Below are 18,218 nucleotides of genomic sequence, written 5' to 3'. Positions count from 1 at the left end.
TTCGTACTCATCGGGCCAGGCGGAGAAGTGTTACGCACCCGTTCGGTGGTGCAGCTCACACGGTTCCCTCTTGCGGCACGCGCCACACCCTGTGTGAGGGATCCGGTCACGCGTCACCGGTGATCCGTACCCCCAGGATGGTCACGTCGTCGTCTCGGTCCCGGTCTCCGAGCAGTCCTTCGAGAATGTCGGTCAACAGCGCCTCCAGGCCCTCGTTGGGTCCGCGGGCGATCTCCACGAGGTCGTCCAGGCCCTCGTCGAGGCCGCGACCGCGGGTCTCCACGAGGCCGTCCGAGAAGCCGATCAGGATGTCCCCCGGATCGAGTCGAATGGTGTGTTGCGTCCGCCGTTCCGCAACTCCCAGGGGGGTGGACTCCTCGCCGATCTCGACGAGTTTGGCCTTGCCGTCGGCCGAGACGAGCACCACCGGCAGGTGGCCCGCGTCGGCCAGGTCGAGCAGGCCGGTCGCGGGATCCACCACGGCGTAGACCAGCGTGGTCAGCGACTCGTCGTCCTCGGTCGCGGTGAACAGCCGGTCCAGGCCGGTGAGTACGGCGGCGGGCTCGGGGTCGGTGAAGGCGAGCGCGCGCAGGGCCGAGCGCACCCGGCCCATGCCGGCCGCCGCGGTCAGGCCCTTGCCGATCACGTCGCCGACCACGATCGCCACTCGCCCGTCCGGCAGTTGGAACACGTCGTACCAGTCGCCGCCGACCTCGAAGTCGGGTGCACCGGGCAGGTAGCGGAAGCCGAACTCGACGCCGTGCACCGCCGGCAGCCGCTCGGGCAGCAGGCTGCGCTGCAGCGCGACGGCGGTGCGGTGCTCGCGCTCGTACAGCCGTGAACGCTCGATGGCCAGCGCACACTGCCCCGCGAACGCCTCCAGGAAGATCCGGTCGTCCGGGTCGAACGCCCGTCCGTCGTCGAAGGTGTAGCGCAGCACGCCCAGCGGCGCCCCGGAGCCGACCAGCGGCAGGAGCACCCGGGAGGCGCCCGGGCCGTCGTTCGAGGTGTACCGCGCGATGCCGTCGGTCACTGCGGCCACCAGGTCCGCCGACCAGTGCGCGGGCAGGCCGCGCCGGCGGGTGACGGTGCGCTGCGCGGGCACGTTCGGCCACGGGTATACCGGCGCGGTCTCGTCCAGCAGATACGCCTGCGAGCACGCGGCGGCGATGCCGACGCCCAGTTCCTCGACCGCCTCCTCCACCTCGGGCACGCTGAGCGTGCCGGCGATCCGCGCGGTCATCGCCTGGAGCCGGGCGGTACGCCATTGGCTGGACCGCAGCAGTTCCACGCAGCGCCGCTGCTCGGTGATGTCGCGCACCACCAGCAGTACGCCGATCACCGGGCCCGCCTCGTCCCCCGCCTCGCGCACCGGCAACCACTGGGACTCGTAAGCGCGTTCGCGCTCGTCGGAGCGCGCCGTGCCGACCCGGTCGGCGGGCTCGTCGCGGTCGGAGCCGCGACTGGTGTGGGTCTCCACGTACGGCTCGCCGCAGGCCAGCACCCGGGAGAGGGTGGCCTCGATCCGGCGGGCGCGAGGGGGCGGATAGACCTCGTCGGGTCGTCGGTCGAGCAGGTCCTCGGCCGAGCGGCCGGCCAGTCGGGCGAGTGCGCCGCTGACCCGCCGACAATGCAGGCGCCGATCGTAGAACGCGAATGCCGTCGATCCCTGGCTGGTCAAGGTTGCCAGCAGTGCCGCGTCGATCCCGGCGAGCCGCTCGCATCCGACCTTGTCGTCGTTCATTGCCTCACAACCCCACCTGTTGGCAACTCCGGGCCGGCGAGTCAGGTATCGAGAGTACGCACGCGAACCTTCTCACCGGGAGTGATTGGCTTGAACTCTCCGTACGTCGGATAAGCGGGCGGGCTCGGACATACCCGCGCCCCTTCGTCGACCCGGGCGGCGGGTCGGCGAAGGGGCGACGCGTTCGTGTCCTCGCTCTCGCGTGGCACGGTCCCTCGACTGCGGGTCAGCCCTCGCGTGGGGCGGGGAACTGGCGGTCCACCTCGGGGTGTACGGCGAGCAGCGAACGCATGGCGGCCTCGGCACTCTCGCCGTCGCCGGCGGCGACCGCGTCGACCAGGCGCGCGTGCAGCGCGACGGACGCCTCGGAGAGGTGCTCGCAGCCGGCCACGTGGCCTCCCGACACCTGGAGCGCGGCGGCCAGGATGCTCGCGAGGTGGTCGAGCATGCGGTTGCCCGCGACCTGGAGCAGCAGACCGTGGAACTCCGCGTCGGCGCGGCTGAAGGTCAGCGGGTCGGGCTGGGCGACGGCGCGCTGCATGATCTCCACGACGTCGCCGAGCCGGCGGACGATCTCCGGGTGGTTGCGGCACGCGGCCATGTGTGCGGCCAACGGCTCGATGCCCCAGCGCAGTTCGAAGAGTTCGCGACGCTGCGAGTCGCGCTGGGGGCCGCACGCGCGCCACTCGATCACGTCGGGGTCGAGCAGGTTCCAGTCGCTCACCGGGCGCACCCGGGTGCCGACGTTGGGCCGGGCGCTGACCAGGCCCTTGGCCTCCAGGACCCGGAGCGATTCGCGCACCACGGTCCGGGAGACCTCGAAGCGCTGGCCGATCTCCTCGGGCACCAGCGGACGTTCGGCGCCCACTTCGCCCGCGACGATCATCTGGCCGAGCTGCTGGACGAGTTGGCCGTGCAGGCCGCGGCCTCGGCCGACGCCCGGTTTGCGCACGGCGCGTGCCGGTTCGAGGTCGGGTCCGTCCCACACGTACGGCCGGCGGGACATCGGGTCGGTGCCGGCGGCGCCCGGCTCGCCGGCGCGGAACGCGTCGGCCGATCCGCTCGCCGGGGCGTGGGTCATTGTCTGATGGGCAGCGATACTCACGCTCTCCATCTCGGCCTCGAACGGGTCCGGCTTGAGCAGCAAACCCGCTCTCGGCTGAAAAACACACGAAAGGGTGATCTACCTTGCGGGTCGATCGTCCGAAAGTGTGACGTCGATCGAAACCGGCTCAGGCCCGGCGGCGGACGAAGGTGATCATGGCGAGCACGGTGAGCACGAGCGTGATCGCGGCCAACACGGAGCCGGCCACCACCGGCGCGAGTTTGCCGTCGCCGACGACGAGCATGCGATCGGCGGCGCGGAACGGAAGGTAACGCACCAGGTCTCGGTGCGCCGGCGGGACACCGGCCGAAATCGCCGCCGCGATCAGGCGTTCGGCGCCGGCGGGCAGCGCCGCGGCGGCGATCGCGATCAGCGGCGCGCCTCGGGACAGGGTGCCGATCGCCAGGCCGAGTACGGCGGCGAGCAGCACGTAGGCGACGAAGCCGGCCACGATCCGGGTCGCCGGGGCCTCGATCGCCGCGGTGTCGGGGAAGGTCGGGCCGAAGACGACACGGGCCGTGCCCACGCTCGCGGCCACCGCCAGGACGGCGACCAGGACGGCCGCGAACGCGGTGCCGACCAGCTTGGCCAGGTAGACCCGCCCGCGCCGGGGCAACGCGAGCAGCAGGGCGGGCAGCGCGTCCCGGCGTTGCTCGCGCGCACAGGCGAGGGCGGTCAGCAGCATGATCGCGGGGATCAGCGCGGGGGTGCGGCCGGGGCCGGCGGTGACCAGGTGGGCCACCTCGGCGGAATCGATCGGGGCCGCGCCGGCCTGGCGGGCCGCCACCCAGCCGGCGCCGGCGGCGAGCGCGAGCAGGCCCAGCAGGCCCCACCAGGTCGTGCGCAGGCTGCGGGCCCGCACGAATTCGTATGCGATCGCGCTCATGCGCTTCTCACCTCGTCGGTCTGCCGGGTGCGTTCGGTGGAGCGCCAGGTGCGGGCGAATCGGCGCCTCGGCGGCAGCGCGGCGGGCGTCGCGTTCGGGTTCGGGTTCGGGTTGGGGTTCGGGTTCGGGTTCGGGTTCCGCGCGGCGGTGGTGTCGGCGCCGGCCTCGGCGGCCGGGTGCGCGGCGCGGGGCGTCTCGCGGCCGGCGGCCGGATCGGCGTGCGTCTCGACGATCCGGTGCGGCTCGGGCGCGGCGATCGAGGCGGTGTCGCGGGTCGCCGGCGCGGATCCCGGTTCGACCGGCTGCGGGGTCTGCGCTCGCGGCCGGGCCGCGGGTTGCTCGGACTCGGCGTGCGGGTCGGGCCCGGGGGCGCGATCGTGCCCGGTCCCGAGCACGGTCGCCGACGTCGCGCCGGCCGGCGCCGTGGCCGGCGCCGTCGCGGGGTCGGGCCCGGTCGAGGATTCGGTCGTGAACCCGGTGGCGAATTCGGTCGTGAACTCGGCTCCGAACCCGACGAGTTCCTCGGTGGGCCGGTTGGTCGACCCGAGCCCGGCCGACCCCTCGTCGGGGGCGTCCTCGTCCATCGCGACCTGGGGGCGCTCGCGGCGCACGGTGATCACATCGGTGAACGCGTCGCCGACTCCGGGCTCGCGTTCGGCCAACTCGTGCAGCAGAATCCCGCCGCGGAAGGCGATCTCGCCGACCCTGGCCCGGTCGGCGCCGGTCACGACGAGCGTGGTGCCGCCGGAGCGGGCGGCGTGCACGCCCTCGGCCCGCAACAGCGCGGACAGCCGGGCCACCTGCGGAGTGCGCACCGATACCCCGGCCCGCACCCCGCGGCGCAGGAAGTCGAGCGCCGATTCGTCCGCGACCAGGCGACCCCGACTGATCACCAGGACCCGATCCGCGCAATTCGCGGTCTCGGCCAGGATGTGTCCGGCGACCAGCACCGTACGGCCGTCGGCCGCGAAGGCGCGCAGGAAGTCGCGCAGCCAGCGCACGCCCTGCGGATCCAGGCCGGTCGCGGGTTCGTCCAGCACCAACGTGCCCGGATCGCCGAGCAGCGCGCCGGCCAGCCCGAGTCGGCCCGACGCGCCTGCGGACAGCACCCGGACCCGGGCGCCCGCCACCGGGGTCAACCCGACCAGGTCGAGCACCTCGTTCACCCGGCGGTTCGGGATTCCGCCGGCCGCCGCGAGCATCCGCAGGTGCGCCCGCACCCGTCGCCCCGGATGTGCGCCGGTGGCTCCGACACAGGCACCGACCTCGGCACCGGGTCGGCGCAGCCGCCGGTAGCGTCGGCCGTCGTACAGCGTCTCGCCCCCGCCGCGCTCCAGGTCGAGCATCAGCCGCAGGGCGGTCGACTTGCCCGCGCCGTTGGGCCCGAGCAGAGCCGTGACCTTGCCGGGGAGCACATCGAAGGACAGGTCGTCGACGGCCACGATGCCGCCGTATCTCTTGGTCAGCCCGCGTGTCTGGATCATCGCCGTCGCTCCTCGCCACTCCGGATACGGGAGATCTATGGATCTTTGGCAACATACCGGCGAAAAGATAATTTTCCCGGCATTTGACGTCGTATCGGCGAGCTGTGGAAAAGGCCGCCGAACCTGGACAGGCCGCCGGTTCCTGGAGGATCATCGAAATACCGCCGCGTACCGCCTCTGGAGGTCGCCATGTCTCTTCCCGATCCGGGTGTCCTGGAGGCCGTGCGCCGCAGGCGGGGCGACCTCGACGACGCGTTGTTGATCGTCCGTGACGGTCTGGTCGCCGGGCCGCCGGGGCCGCGCCGGCTGGCCGCGTTGTGCGCGGGGTTGCGGCAGTTGCGGGCGGATCTGTACGAACATGTCGTGGCCACCGAGGGACCCGACGGTCTCTACGACGAGGTGCGCCGGGCGGATCCCAGGTTCGAACCCGCGGTGTGTCGGCTGCGGGGTGAACACGCCCGGCTCGGCCTGCTGCTGGACGACGTCCTGGCGGGCATCGCGCACGGACCGCAGGGCATCGCCGGGTGGCCGGCGCTGCGACCGCGCGTGCTGGAACTGCTCACGCTGATGGGTCACCACCGCAGCCGGGACGCGCAACTCGCCTACGACGCGGGCGGGCTCGATCTGGGTGGCCAGGGCTGACGGGTCGCGGGCACGCGGGACACGGCAAGCGGGCGGGCTTCACCCGAGCCGGGTCGGTCAGGGTTCGGGGCGCAACATCGGCGGGTTGAGCTTCTCCGCCGAGCCGCGCCGAAAGAGCTGGGCCGGCCGGCCGCCCTGTCGGGTGGTGGTGCCGCCGGTGGGCACCAGGAAGTCGGGCGTGCCGGTGACCTTGCGGTGGAAGTTGCGCGGGTCCAGGGCCACGCCCCACACCGCCTCGTAGACCCGGCGCAGCTCGCCGACGGTGAACTCCTCGGGGCAGAACGCGGCGGCGAGCGAGGAGTATTCGATCTTCGAGCGGGCGCGCTCGACGCCGTCCTCCAGGATGCGTCCGTGGTCGAAGGCGAGTCGGCTGTTGTCGCCGAGCAGTTCGCCGACCGAGGACCAGCGCGCGCCGGCCGCGTCGCCGCCGGGGCGCGGCGCGGGCAGGTCCGGGGCCAGGACCAGATAGGCCACGCTGACCACCCGCATCCGGGGGTCGCGGCCGGGGTCGCCGAAGGTGGCGAGTTGTTCCAGGTGCACCGGCAGCCGGTCCAGGCCGGTCTCCTCGGCGAGTTCGCGCGCCGCGGCGGCCTCCAGGCCCTCGCCCTCGCGCACGAAGCCGCCGGGCAACGCCCAGGCGCCCTGGAACGGCGGTTCGCCCCGGCGGATGGTCAAGGCGCTCAGAGCGTGCTCGCGCACCGTGAGGACGACAAGATCCACGGTGACTCCGAAGGGCGGAAAGAGCGAGGTCTCGGAGCGTGGCATGGGGCGATCCTAGTGCCCGGAGGGCACTAGCTGTCTGGCTGACGATAAAACGGATTGCGATCGGTGGGCATACCCCGTGCACGCGGGTGGTGGCGTCGCGTCACCGGGCGCCGGGTTCAGATCGCGAGCTGGATGCCCTTCGCCGCCTCCTCCACGATCGCCTGGCCGGCCCGGTTGACCCGGACCGTGAACGGCTCGCCGGCCACGCACAGGTCGCGCAGTTCGAGTTCGCCGATGTCCAGCGGGCCGGGCGGGCGCACGGTGACCCGTCCGGCCGGCACGTCGGGCCGAATGCCGGCGAGCGCGACCAGGACCGGCAGGATCGCCCCGGCGGCGCGGGCGAACGGGCGGCAGGCCAGCGGATGGGCCACCGGGGCGTGGCCTTGCGCGCGTTGTTCGCCCGCGTGCATCTCCGGCAATCGGTACTGGAACCACGGTGCGGCGTGTAACAACCCGGCGAACAACTGCTGTGCGGCGTCGAGATGGCCCGCTTCGGCGAGTCCGGCGGCGGCCACGCAGGTGTCGTGGGCGCGCACCACGCCGCCTCGGGCGGCGAGCGGGTGGTAGCCGGGCAGCCGGGTCGAGGTGCCGCGCAGCCCCCAGCCGCAGTCCAGGTCGGGCGCGGTCAACCGGCGGGCCACCGCCCGATTTCCGGTGTCGTCCAGGATGCCGCTGCCGGGCAGGTGCGCCATCGCGGACGAGGCCACGGTGATCGGCCGACCGGCCGGGTCGAGCGCCGCCGCGTAGTACTCCCCCGCGGCGTCCTCGGCGCGAAACGCCCGGCGGAAGGCGACGCCGAGTTGCTCGGCGCGCTCCCGCAGGGCGTCCGCGCCCGGCAGACCGTGCGCCTCCAGCAACGCCGCGCCGTGCCGCGCGGCCTGGTAGGTCTGCGCCTGGAGTTCGCACGGCGCCGGCCCTTCGGGGCCGAGCCGGACGAAGTCGCCGGGCCGCTCGCCGAGCGTTCGGGACAGGTGTCCCAGCGCCCGGCCGAGCGCGGGCAACAACGGGCCGGCCTCGGCGGCGGGCAGCCCCCAGCGCCAGGCTTCGCCGAACAGCGTGACGAACAGCGCGGTCGAGCCCGCGCAGTCGTAGCGGGCCGGTTCGCCGGCCCGGCCCAGCGTGTGCGGGATCCGCCCGGGGTCCTCGCCGCGCGGCCGCACCCGCACGCCCTGACGGGCGGCGAGCAACCGCAGTACACCGCTCGCGAATCGGGTGCCCAGCGGCAGCAACATCCGGGCGGTCCACAACGCGTCGCGCCCGGTGGGGGCCAGTTGCCACGGCGCGCCGGCCGCGGGCAGCGGCGCGGTCGGCAGGTCGGGATCGGGGACCACCAACAGTGCGCGCAGGTCGCGCAGTCCCTGGTCGAGGCAGCCGGCGACCCGCACGTCGTCGCAGCGCACCCGGGGCTGCGTCCAGGGCGGCCGACCGGAGAAGGCGCGCGGGCCGGGTCGGCCGGAAGCCGGCTCGGCGACCACGCGCAGTTCGACCGACCACGAGCGGGCCGGCTCCAGGTCGACGTCCCAGCGCAGCGTCGCGGTGGCGGCCAGCGCGGTGTTCGGTGCGGGCTCGGCGCTCACCCGCACGCTCGTACCGTCCGGTGCGCTCCAGCCCAGACCCGCCGCGGCGACCCGGGCCCGCAACTCGGTCGGCCGGTGTCCGGCCCGTAACGCGTCGAGCGGGATCAGGTCGGCGCCCAGGGCGAGTTCGATCGGCAGCCGCAGCGCCCGGCGGCCGGTGTTGCGCAGTACGAGGCGCTCCCGACCGGCGGCGTGCCGGGTGCGCTCGATCACCAGGCCGGGGTCGGGGGTGCCGTCTGCGGCGAATCGGCGCATCGCGAGGTAGCGCACGGCGTCGGCCGCGACCACGTGTCCGGACAGCGGCTCGGGCTCGGTACCGCCGATGGTCAGCACGATGCGCGAGAGGGTGCGCCGCCCGTCGTGGTAGACGCCCTGGACGCCGTGCCCGCGCAGTTGCCCGTCCAGCCCACCGATCACCATGCCGGGCGCGTCCACGCAGACGAGCGCCTCGTGCGCGAGGGGATGTGGGATCGTGCTCACGGTCACCGCTCTCGTCTCCCGCTTCTCGTGGGCCGCTGCTCGTGGACCCGACACGGGCGAATCGCCGCCCCGCGTCGGAGCCGGCGGCGATCCCGCCGGCGGTCCGCCCCGCCGTCGACCGTGCGTCGCCGTGTGGCCCCCGGCCCCCCAACGGTCACGGAGCCCGGTTGGTCACGGCATCGCGGAAGATCCGTCGGCGCACCTCGGCCGCGCTCAGCGGGCTGTTGATCGCCGAGTGCAGCAGTCGCGCCATCGTGTATCCGGTGTCGGCCCGCAACGCCCGGGTCACCGCGACCCGGGCCAACACGCCGTCGCCGATCGTCCAGGCCGCCCACGCGGCGAGGGTGAGCGGTGGCGCGGAGGCGGGGGCGAAGGCTCGGCGGGCCAGCGCGGTCCACAGCGCGAGCAGGGCCACGTCGTCGGCGCCGCCCGGTTGTTCGTCGTGCCAGGCCATCACGTCGTCGCGCACCCGGGCGTCGCCCAACCCGAGCACCAGGCGCGCCGCCTCGGCCGGTTCGATCGTGGTGTCGCCGGCCCGGAACCTGGCCCGGTGACCGGCCAGCGCGGTCAGCGTGCGCCGCGCCGCGAACTCTTCCGGCCGGGCCCGCACACTTTCGTACGCCCGCAACATCAGTTCGCGCATCGCGTACTCCGGCGGCCGGAAGCGGCGCACCAACTCGGCCAACGACATCGGCTCCGGCAGGCCCGCCCAAACCGCCGTCGCGGCGACGGTCGAGCTGCGTTCGGTACGCAGCAGGGTGCCCTCGGTCGGGCAACACCGGTCGTCGGCGCAGCCGTAGGACCACCAGCGCTCGGTACTCACGCAGACCGCCTCGCGCACCTCGATCGTGTGCGCCGCACACGCGTGGGCGATCGCCGCGTGCAACGGCCGCAGCCGCTCGACGGCCGCCGACCCGACCTCCACCGCCGGCCCTCCCGCAGCGGCCTCGGCGCCGTCGGGATACATCGCCACGGCCACGCCGCGCGCGCCGGCGCGCACCAGCAGTCGGGCGAAGTGCCGGGCGGCGGGCTCGAAATCGGCCGGCGGCGGCAGGTCGTGCCGCAACACCGGGCCGACCCGGCTGCGCTCGCCCGGCAGGATGCCCAACAGCACCACGCTGTCGGTGGGCCGCACGCCGATCAGGTACGGCACGGCCTCCACCAGATCGGCGGGCGAGCGCACCCGCAGCACGGACTGCGGGGACATCGCCACGAACGGGGTGCGGTCGAAACCATCGGTGTCGTTCATGGGGCGAGCGTGCGCCCGCTCGCGATCCGAGCCCGGCACCCGGGGGCGACCTGTGCACAACTCGGCTCTTGTTGACGCGTACCTCGACAACTCGTTCGATCACCTCCGCGTCGATCGGCCGGGCGCCCACCCGAGGCGGGCGCCCCCCACCCCGGACGCGTCGGCGCACCCCGCGAAGCCGACACGTTTGTCCACAAACCACCCGGACCTCCTTTTCGCAATGTCGCCGGCGGCGACTACAAAGGGAGGCATGACCGAGGACCGCGCCACCACTCCCGCCGCCCACCGCGCCCCCACGACGGACCTGCGCACCCGCGCCGACGCCGTGCTGCGGGACCTGGCCGGGGGCGACGCGCGGCTGCGCGAGGACCAGTGGCGCGCGGTCGAGGCGCTGGTCGCCGACCGTCGCCGGGTCCTGGTGGTACAGCGCACCGGCTGGGGCAAGTCCGCGGTCTACTTCGTGGCCACCGCACTGCTGCGCGAGCGCGGGGCGGGGCCCACCGTGATCGTCTCGCCGCTGCTGGCCCTGATGCGCAACCAGGTCGACGCCGCCGCCCGCGCCGGGATCCGGGCCCGCACCATCAACTCGGCCAACGTCGACGACTGGGACGCGGTCCAGGCCGAGGTGGCCGAGGGCTCCGTGGACGTGCTCCTGGTCAGCCCCGAGCGGCTGAACAACCCCGACTTCCGGGACAACGTGCTGCCCAAGCTGGCCGCCACCACCGGCCTGCTGGTGGTCGACGAGGCGCACTGCGTGTCCGACTGGGGGCACGACTTCCGGCCCGACTACCGCCGGCTGCGCACCCTCCTGGAGGAACTGCCGGCCGGCGTCCCGGTCCTGGCCACCACCGCGACCGCGAACGCGCGGGTGAGCGCCGACGTGGCCGAGCAGCTCGACCCGGCCGGCGACGCGCTGGTGCTGCGCGGCACCCTGGACCGGGAGAGCCTGTCGCTGGGCGTACTGCGGCTGCCCGACGCGGTCGACCGGCTGGCCTGGCTGGACACCCACCTGCCCGAGCTGCCGGGCTCGGGCATCGTCTACACGCTGACCGTCGCCGCGGCCGAGGAGGTCACCGCGTTCCTGCGCTCGCGCGGGCACGCCGTCGCGTCCTACTCGGGCCGCACCGAGGACGCCGAGCGCCGGGTCGCCGAGGCCGACCTGCTGGCCAACCGGGTCAAGGCGCTCGTGGCCACGTCGGCGCTGGGCATGGGCTTCGACAAGGGCGACTTGGGCTTCGTCGTGCACCTGGGCGCCCCGCAGTCGCCGATCGCCTACTACCAACAGATCGGCCGGGCCGGGCGGGCCGTCGACCGGGCCGACGTGCTGCTGCTGCCCGGGCGCGAGGACGAGGCGATCTGGCGCTACTTCGGCTCGTTGGGCTTCCCCGCCCGCGAACAGGTCGAGCGCACCCTGGCCGCGCTGGCGGGCGCCGGGCGCCCGCTGTCCACCCAGGCCCTGGAGCCGCTCGTGGACCTGCGCCGCAACCGCCTGGAGCTGATGCTCAAGGTGCTCGACGTGGACGGCGCGGTCAAGCGGGTGCGCGGCGGCTGGACCGCGACCGGCCGCCCCTGGGAGTACGACGCCGAGCGCTACGCGCGGGTGGCCGCGGCTCGCGAGCACGAGCAGCAGTCGATGCGCGACTACCAGGCCGACGGCACCTGCCGCATGCAGTTCCTGCGTCGCTGCCTGGACGACCCGGAGGCCGCCCCGTGCGGGCGCTGCGACGCGTGCGCGGGCCCGCGCCACGACGCGCGGGTGGATCCCGCCTCGCGCGAGGCGGCGCGCGCGGCGTTGGGCCGGCCGGGGGTGGAGGTGGAGCCGCGCCGGATGTGGCCCACCGGCATGGCGGTGGCCGGCGTCGAGCTCAAGGGCCGCATCCCCGAAGGCGAACAGGCCGCCGTCGGCCGGGCGCTGGGCCGCTCCTCGGACATCGGATGGGGCAACCGGCTGCGCCCGATCCTGGCCCCCGGCAGGCCCGACGGGCCGATCCCGGACGCCGCGTTCGACGCCGTCGTCCAGGTCCTGGCCAACTGGGGCTGGCCCAACCGCCCCGGCGGCGTGGTGACGATCGCCTCGCACACGCGCGGCGCGCTGATCGACAGCCTCGGCGAGCGGCTGGCCTCGATCGGCCGACTCCCCTGGCTGGGCCGCGTCGAGTACACACCCGGCGCGGGCGGTCCGGCGCCGCGCAGCAACAGCGCACAGCGGCTGCGCTCGATCGCCGACGCCTTCGTGCTGCCCGACCCACTGGTCGAGCGGGTCGCCGCCCTGGACGCGCCGATCCTGCTCGTCGACGACCGCACCGACACCGGGTGGACGCTCACCGTGGTGGCCCGCCTGCTGCGCCGGGCCGGTGCTCGCGAAGTGTTGCCCCTGGTGCTCACGATGGAGGGGTGACCGACGCCGGGTCGCCCCCGCGTCGTCACGCGGACGTACCGAACGCTCACACTTACGTGTTGCCGAGTTTGCAGGCGTCAGGCAAGAATCGACAAGGCGTTCTCTTCACATTCCCGTGCGGGCCCATCCGGCGCCGCTCCGCCGCGAGCCGCCCGTAGTCGGAGCGTGCGCCGCTGTCCGCTTCGGACGGAAGGAGGACCGTGCACATCGCCACCACCGCCTCCACTGCGCCGACTCGCCACGGCGCGCCCACGGCCAGTCCCTCCCGCTGGCTGGACCCGGAATCCTGGCGCACCCATGGGATTCCGTTGCTGCGCGACCCGCGCGCGCTGATCAAACGGCTGTACGACCTGCACCAACCGGTCGCCCGCACGGCCGTGGTCGGCGTGCTGGATCGTTCCGAACGCCCGGTGGCCAGCGCCTCCTTCGGCTTCGGCGAGGGCCGCACCGACGGCTGGCGATGCCGCAACCTGATCCTGGCGAACCTGCGCCTGATCGTCCCGGACGACCTGCGGCGCACCACCCCGACCCACACCACGGTGCTGGTGATCCACCGGGCGGGCACGCGCGAGTGGGAAGCGGACGACGGCCGCTGGATGTGGGGGCTGCACGACGCGTGCGTGCTGCACGGGCTGCGCTGCGGCGCGGTCGCCGTCGTCTCCCAGGACGGCTGGCAGTTGATCGCCGACGGCCGCTCCGGGCGCACCCCGGCGCTGCGCCCGGGCCGCGGCGGCGGTCCCGGCGGCAGCAGGCCGATCAGGGCAGCGGGCATCGCCCCGGCCCGACCCGCGACTGAACTGCCGCAGGTGCGTTACCTGCCGGAGACGGGGCCCACTCCCCTGGTACGACCTTCCGCGTCCTGACGAACGCTTTGGATCAGGCGGTGAGACCGCGCTCTGCGAGCCAATCGACCAGATCGGTCGTGACCGTCAACGCGTGGTCCTGAACGAGCTCCGGGCTCTGCAACCGCGTACGCAGATGTTGCGCGTGGAACGGCTTGATCCCGGCGATCAACTTGCGCACCCCGAACACGTTGCAGAACGCCCGGTCGTCACCGGCCGAGAAGGCCCGGTCCCATTCCTGGCGTTCGGCCCCGATCAGGGTGATGTAGGCGTACCGGTTGAGATAGCCCGACAACATGTCTATGACGGTGCTGCAGGCCCGGTACTGCTGTATTTTCAGCCGGTCCTCCTGGTCGCTGAGGAACCGGTCAAGGAGCTGTGCGATCGACGGCGATTCCGACATGGCAACGAACCGTAGCCGACCTTCGGGGTTCGCGGGGCAGGGGGCCCGAGTTCGATCGGACCGGATACGAGCGGGCCCCCTGCGTGCTACGACGTGCTATGCGACACCGGTGAGCGCGCGCACCAGCTCGATGTCGCCGCAGACCGTCACCGACGCCCCGGCGGTCAGTGCCGCGGTCAGGATCTGCGCGGCGGAGTCCCGCTCGGCGAATCCGTTGACCACGACCACGACCGCGGCCCGGCGCAACGGGCGCGAGGCGGGCAGCGACGCGTAGAAGACGTCCTTGCCCTCGTCGTACTGACGCCAGTACTGCGCGGCGCCGAACGTCTCCTCGTGCTGCTGCCACGGGTGCGGTCCACCCGTGGTCAGCACCAGGATCGAGCCGGGCTCGGTGCCCGCCTCCAGGAGCGCGTCCACCGCGTCGTCCGCGGCGTCGAAGACGTTCTCCTCGGTCGCCGGGATCAGGGTGACCCGCGGCGCGGCCGACGCGGCCGGAGCGGGCTTGCCGGGCTTGCCCGGCTTCGCCGGGGCGGTACCCCCGGCCGAGGTCGCCTGACGCGGTACTGCGGGCTTGGGCGGGCCCGGCTTCGGGCCCGGTCGGGGTCCGGGCTTGGGCACCGCGCCGGACGGGCGCGGTACGGACGGGGTTTCGGGTGCGGACGTCGAGTCCGCGGTGTTTTCGGCAGTCACCGGATTCACAGTCATGTCTGGGGAAGGCTCGGTTCGTTCGTGGCGGTACCGGGATGCCCGGCGGTGAGGAGACGCGGGGAGGGATCGGTGGAGTCCCGTTCCCCGGAGAACACGCGCGGCATGGTGGCAGTCCTATCAAAGCCGCGCGGGGCGTGCCCACCCAGGGTGCCCCTGGGGTGTGGCCCGGGCATACGACGGCGCATCCTACGATGCCCCGTCAGCTCGGCCGGATCAATCGTCCACCACCACCCCGTGCTCGATCACCAAAGCTGCCAGGCCCTCCGCATAGCCCTGACCGACCGAACGCAGGCGCCAGGAGTCGCCGCGCCGATAGACCTCGGCCAGGATCATGACGGTCTCATCGCCTCCGCTCAACCGGAATTCGGCGAGTCGGCGGCAGGTCACAGGGTCGACGATACCGACGGTCACCGGTACCTGGGCGAAGGTGGTGCCACTCGTGGCGTCCAGGGCGAGCGCGACCAGGACCCGACTGCGGCCCGGAGGCAGCGTGGTGACGTCGATCTCGACCGAATCCGAGCCCGGTTCCACGTCGTTGGTGGTACCGGTCTGCAACTTGCCGGCCAACCGGACGGCGCCGCTGGCGTGTACCGGTTGGTTGAAGAACACCAGGTCGCCGTCGTCACCCACTCGGCGGTCGTCGTCCAGGACCAGGGCCACCGTGTCGCCGTCCGCCTGGCCCGGGGCCCACCACGCCGCCTCGATCCGCACCGTGCCCGCGAACGGGCCCAGGTCCTCGATCGTGACGGCCTGGCCGCGGGTGAGCGCCCGCGGCGGCGCGTCCGCCGGTCGGGGCGGCACGACGACCGGCGGGGCGTCGGCCGGTGGCACCTCGACCGGTGACACGTCCGTCCGCGGCGCTTCGGCGGGTCGGGGCGGCACGGCCGGCGGTGGCGCGTCCGTCGGGCGGGGCGGCACGACCGCGGCCGACGCCTGGGACCCGCCGGCCGTCGGCGTCCCCGCGGGGACCGCCGGCATCGGCTGCGGCGGCGTCTCCGGGCCCGGTACGGGCGGTGGCGTGGTCGGCTGGGTGTCGTGCGTCGCCGGCACCTCCGGCGGCGGCGGAAGCACGTCCGGGACGGTGGCCTGGAGCACCTCGGCGGCCGAGGAACCCGATGCCACCGGCAGATCGGAGGCGGTCGGCGGCGGCGGGATGCTCGGCAGCGTGACGCCGGTGCCCGGTACCGGCGCCGGCGTGGTGGCGGACGCGGACCCGGACACCGGGGTGGCCGGCGCGGTCTGCGCCTCGGTGACCTCGAACGCCTCGGTCGGCGCGAAGGATTCGGCCGGACCGAAGGATTCGGTCGGAGCGAACGCCTCGGTCGACTCGAACGCCTCGGTCGGCAACACCTCCGAGACGCCGTCCACGGGCGTGTCGTAGGGCCGGTAGGGGCTCGGGGCGAAGGATCCGGCGGCGGCCGGCACCACGGCGCCCGGCCGGGGCAGCAGGAAGCCGCTCGTGGTGCGCGGTGCCCCGGGCACGGCGTGGGCGAGCGAGGCGGCGGCCACCTGGGAGGCCGCGTCGGCCGCGCTGCTGCGCCCGCGTTCCAGGTCGGCGAGCAGCGCCAGGAAGACCGGTTCGATCAGCACCCGGATGCCGCGCTGGCGGGCCCAGTAGGTGCGATCGGCGGATTCGTCCGGGTCGGCCACCACGAGCACGTCCACCCGATCGTGGATCCCGGACGCCACGGACAGGTCCGCGCGGGCCATCCGGCGCTCCAACTCGCCTCGGGTGACCGCGAGATAGCCGTGGAAGAGCACGTGCAGGCCCGATTCCAGCGGACGCCCCCGGGCCAGGATCCGCGGCCCGCCGTGCCCCTGCTCGACCGTGGAGCGGGCCATGCCGACGATCTCGTCCAACGCGGTGCGCGGGATGCCCAGTTGCGCGGCGACCCGGGTCAGGTCGGCCCGCTCCTCGCGGTCGACCGGCCCGGCCGTGACCATGGAAGCGGCCAGCGCGGTCACGTACAGCCGGTCCAGGTCCTTGCGCTGTGTCTCGGAAATGCCCAGGGACACCGCGAGTTCGGCCAGATCGATGGCCTCCTGCGGGGTGATCACCCGGTCCTCCAGGGCCGCGTCGAGCACCGCCAGGTAGCTGTCCGGGCCCTCGCCCACGCCGGTGGGCGGGCCGTACGCCCGCGCCTTCTCCAGGTACGACACCGCGTCCCGGCGGCGCACCTGCTCGGCCTCCTCGCGCGCCCGCCGGGCCGTGTGCGCGTCGTCGCGGGTGAACGTCCGCGACACCTCGGCGTTGCGACGCGGCCAGTTCAGCGAGGCCGCCACCGTCCGGGCCTGTTGCCAGTGCCGGGCCTCGCCCGCGCCCTGGCGCAGGTAGTGCTCCAAAAGCCGTGCGGTGCCCATCGCCTTGGCCGCCGCGCCGTGCCCCCCGTCCACCGGCACCTCGGCCGCCTCGCAGCACGCGAGCAGGGTGAAGCGCGGCGCCTCGGGCAGGTGGTGCGGCGCCTCGCGCATCGTGCACAGCGTGGTCAGCGGCGGCACGGTGGGTCGACCGCGACGCTGGAACTCGCGCTCGACGAAGCCGATGTCGAAGCGCGCGTTGTGCGCGACCACCACCCGTTGCCGGAACAGGTGAGCCAGCCACGGCGCGACCTCGGCGAACGTCGGAGCGTTCACCACGTCGTCGTCGAACAGCCCGTGGGCCTGGAAGTCGCCGGCGGGACCCTGCGGGTCGATCAGGGTCGTGAAGAACTCGGTCACTCGTCCGTCGAGATCGCATTGGGCCACCGCGATCTCGATGATGCGATGTCGATGTGGGGACAATCCCGTCGTCTCCACGGCCACCACCGAGTAGCCGGGGCATTCGAGGCGATCACCGATGCGCACAGTCACCCCCCAATGATGATGTGCCCGATGCGGCCTCCTTCAGTCGCATCCCGGCAAGCCCGACCTGCGGCGCGCGTCCACGGTACGCGCTCGCGACCGGTGCGGGGTACGGCGCGACCGATCGGGCGTACCGTACCGTCGGCAATGTCCCGTCGGATATGACGCAGGGTCAAGACGTGCTCTCCGAGGGGTGCGGGGTGCCCACCTTGATGCCCTTGAGCACGGTGTCCAGGGTCGACTTGTCCGGCGCCGACGCGGAGATCTCCAGCTTGACCAGCACGCACGGGTATTCGCCGTCGGCGTTCTTCTCGTCGATCGCCACCACCTGCGCCCAGGCGGTGTCCGAGTCCATGCGCAGATCCTCGGGCTTGCCCTTGACCTTGACCCGCAACACGTGGCCCCGGCGGCCGTCCACCGTGATCGCCTTGTCCAACTCGGTGCTGTCGACCTTGACCTTGCCCTTGGTGCCGGCGATGTCCTTCTTGAGCCCGGCGACCAACTCGTCGAAGGAGTCGGCCTTCTCGGTCTCCAACGACAGGCCGGCGCGGTAGCACTTGCGCTCCGCCTGGAGCACGGTCTCGGCCCCGCCGCCGGTGGAGCGGGTCGAGGACGTGCTCGGGCACGGGCGCTCCACCGCCTGTTCGGCGGGCGAGTCGGGGTCGGGGACGACCCAGCCCTTGAACCTGGGCACGGTCAGACCGGTGGTCGGGTCGGTGAGCGTGCCCTCGGTGGCCACCGACTTCCCGCCGCCGCCGTCCCCGCCCAGGACGACGATCAGGGTGGCGACGATGCCGCCGACCACCGCCAGCGCGAGCACGCCCAGGCCGATCGCCTTGCCGCGACCGGGTCGGGGGGCGCCGCCCGGCGGGCCGACCGGCTGATAGCCGCCGGGATACCCGCCCTGGGGGTAGCCGAGTTGCCCCGCACCCGGCGGCGCGCCCATCGGCGGCGGCGGGATCTCGCCCTGCCCGCGGGCCCGGGTCGACGCGGTCCACTGGGCGCCGTCCCACCAGCGCTCGGAACCGGGCGCGGAGGGGTCTTCGTACCAGCCGGGAGGAATCGAGGCAGTCACCCGCGTGACGCTACAACCG

Annotated in this window: 14 protein-coding genes; 3 read left to right on the top strand and 11 right to left on the bottom strand. The window is 73.7% G+C overall.

The features are described from left to right. Positions 1-106: 106 nt before the first annotated feature. The 4 genes from ABZ374_RS20205 to ABZ374_RS20190 form a co-directional block, all read right to left on the bottom strand. Entirely contained in the window at positions 107-1,744 is a 1,638-nt protein-coding gene (locus tag ABZ374_RS20205) for a SpoIIE family protein phosphatase (protein ID WP_360312857.1), read from the bottom strand. Between the two features lie 226 nt (positions 1,745-1,970). Next, on the bottom strand, positions 1,971-2,825 hold the full coding sequence (locus ABZ374_RS20200; RefSeq protein WP_360312855.1) for a FadR/GntR family transcriptional regulator: 855 nt from the start codon (positions 2,823-2,825) through the stop codon (positions 1,971-1,973). Positions 2,826-2,976: 151 nt separating this feature from the next. Beyond that, complete coding sequence (locus ABZ374_RS20195; protein ID WP_360312853.1) at positions 2,977-3,735, bottom strand: ABC transporter permease; 759 nt, start codon at positions 3,733-3,735, stop codon at positions 2,977-2,979. Continuing rightward, a complete protein-coding gene (locus ABZ374_RS20190; protein WP_360312851.1) occupies positions 3,732-5,219 on the bottom strand; it encodes an ATP-binding cassette domain-containing protein in 1,488 nt (495 codons plus the stop codon). The genes ABZ374_RS20195 and ABZ374_RS20190 overlap by 4 nt, the downstream gene beginning before the upstream one ends. 189 nt (positions 5,220-5,408) lie before the next feature. Between ABZ374_RS20190 and ABZ374_RS20185 the strand changes: the two genes are divergently transcribed. Next, positions 5,409-5,861, top strand: coding sequence for a hypothetical protein (locus ABZ374_RS20185; RefSeq protein ID WP_360312849.1), 453 nt, complete (start codon positions 5,409-5,411; stop codon positions 5,859-5,861). 57 nt (positions 5,862-5,918) lie between these two features. Here the strand turns inward: ABZ374_RS20185 and ABZ374_RS20180 are convergent, their stop codons facing one another. The 3 genes from ABZ374_RS20180 to ABZ374_RS20170 form a co-directional block, all read right to left on the bottom strand. Then, positions 5,919-6,626: an NUDIX domain-containing protein gene (locus ABZ374_RS20180; protein WP_360312847.1), complete on the bottom strand. Its 708-nt coding sequence runs from the start codon at positions 6,624-6,626 to the stop codon at positions 5,919-5,921. A 116-nt stretch (positions 6,627-6,742) separates the two neighbouring features. Then, positions 6,743-8,683: a glycogen debranching N-terminal domain-containing protein gene (locus tag ABZ374_RS20175; RefSeq protein WP_360312845.1), complete on the bottom strand. Its 1,941-nt coding sequence runs from the start codon at positions 8,681-8,683 to the stop codon at positions 6,743-6,745. A 154-nt stretch (positions 8,684-8,837) separates the two neighbouring features. Beyond that, positions 8,838-9,932 carry a DUF4192 domain-containing protein gene (locus ABZ374_RS20170; protein WP_360312844.1) on the bottom strand — a complete coding sequence of 365 codons (1,095 nt, stop codon included), beginning with the start codon at positions 9,930-9,932 and terminating at the stop codon, positions 8,838-8,840. A gap of 250 nt (positions 9,933-10,182) precedes the next feature. Between ABZ374_RS20170 and ABZ374_RS20165 the strand changes: the two genes are divergently transcribed. Both ABZ374_RS20165 and ABZ374_RS20160 read left to right on the top strand, forming a co-directional pair. Beyond that, positions 10,183-12,330 (top strand): RecQ family ATP-dependent DNA helicase, encoded by a 2,148-nt coding sequence (locus ABZ374_RS20165; RefSeq protein WP_360312842.1) that lies wholly within the window; start codon positions 10,183-10,185, stop codon positions 12,328-12,330. Between the two features lie 200 nt (positions 12,331-12,530). Next, positions 12,531-13,193: a hypothetical protein gene (locus ABZ374_RS20160; RefSeq protein ID WP_360312840.1), complete on the top strand. Its 663-nt coding sequence runs from the start codon at positions 12,531-12,533 to the stop codon at positions 13,191-13,193. A 13-nt stretch (positions 13,194-13,206) separates the two neighbouring features. On the opposite strand, the gene ABZ374_RS20155 is transcribed toward ABZ374_RS20160, so the two are convergent. From ABZ374_RS20155 to ABZ374_RS20140, 4 genes are all read right to left on the bottom strand, one after another. Beyond that, positions 13,207-13,575, bottom strand: a complete 369-nt coding sequence (locus ABZ374_RS20155) for a hypothetical protein (RefSeq protein ID WP_360312838.1) — start codon at positions 13,573-13,575, stop codon at positions 13,207-13,209. A 96-nt stretch (positions 13,576-13,671) separates the two neighbouring features. Beyond that, positions 13,672-14,265: a hypothetical protein gene (locus ABZ374_RS20150; protein ID WP_360312836.1), complete on the bottom strand. Its 594-nt coding sequence runs from the start codon at positions 14,263-14,265 to the stop codon at positions 13,672-13,674. A 231-nt stretch (positions 14,266-14,496) separates the two neighbouring features. Beyond that, on the bottom strand, positions 14,497-17,133 hold the full coding sequence (locus ABZ374_RS20145; RefSeq protein WP_360312834.1) for a TerD family protein: 2,637 nt from the start codon (positions 17,131-17,133) through the stop codon (positions 14,497-14,499). Positions 17,134-17,296: 163 nt separating this feature from the next. Further along, entirely contained in the window at positions 17,297-18,199 is a 903-nt protein-coding gene (locus ABZ374_RS20140; RefSeq protein WP_360312832.1) for a DUF2510 domain-containing protein, read from the bottom strand. Positions 18,200-18,218 lie beyond the last annotated feature (19 nt).

This window comes from Embleya sp. NPDC005971 (genome assembly GCF_040629175.1).
GTDB lineage: Bacteria > Actinomycetota > Actinomycetes > Streptomycetales > Streptomycetaceae > Embleya.
Note: the sequence above shows the minus strand (reverse complement) of the source record. Positions and strands in the feature narration are given on the sequence as shown.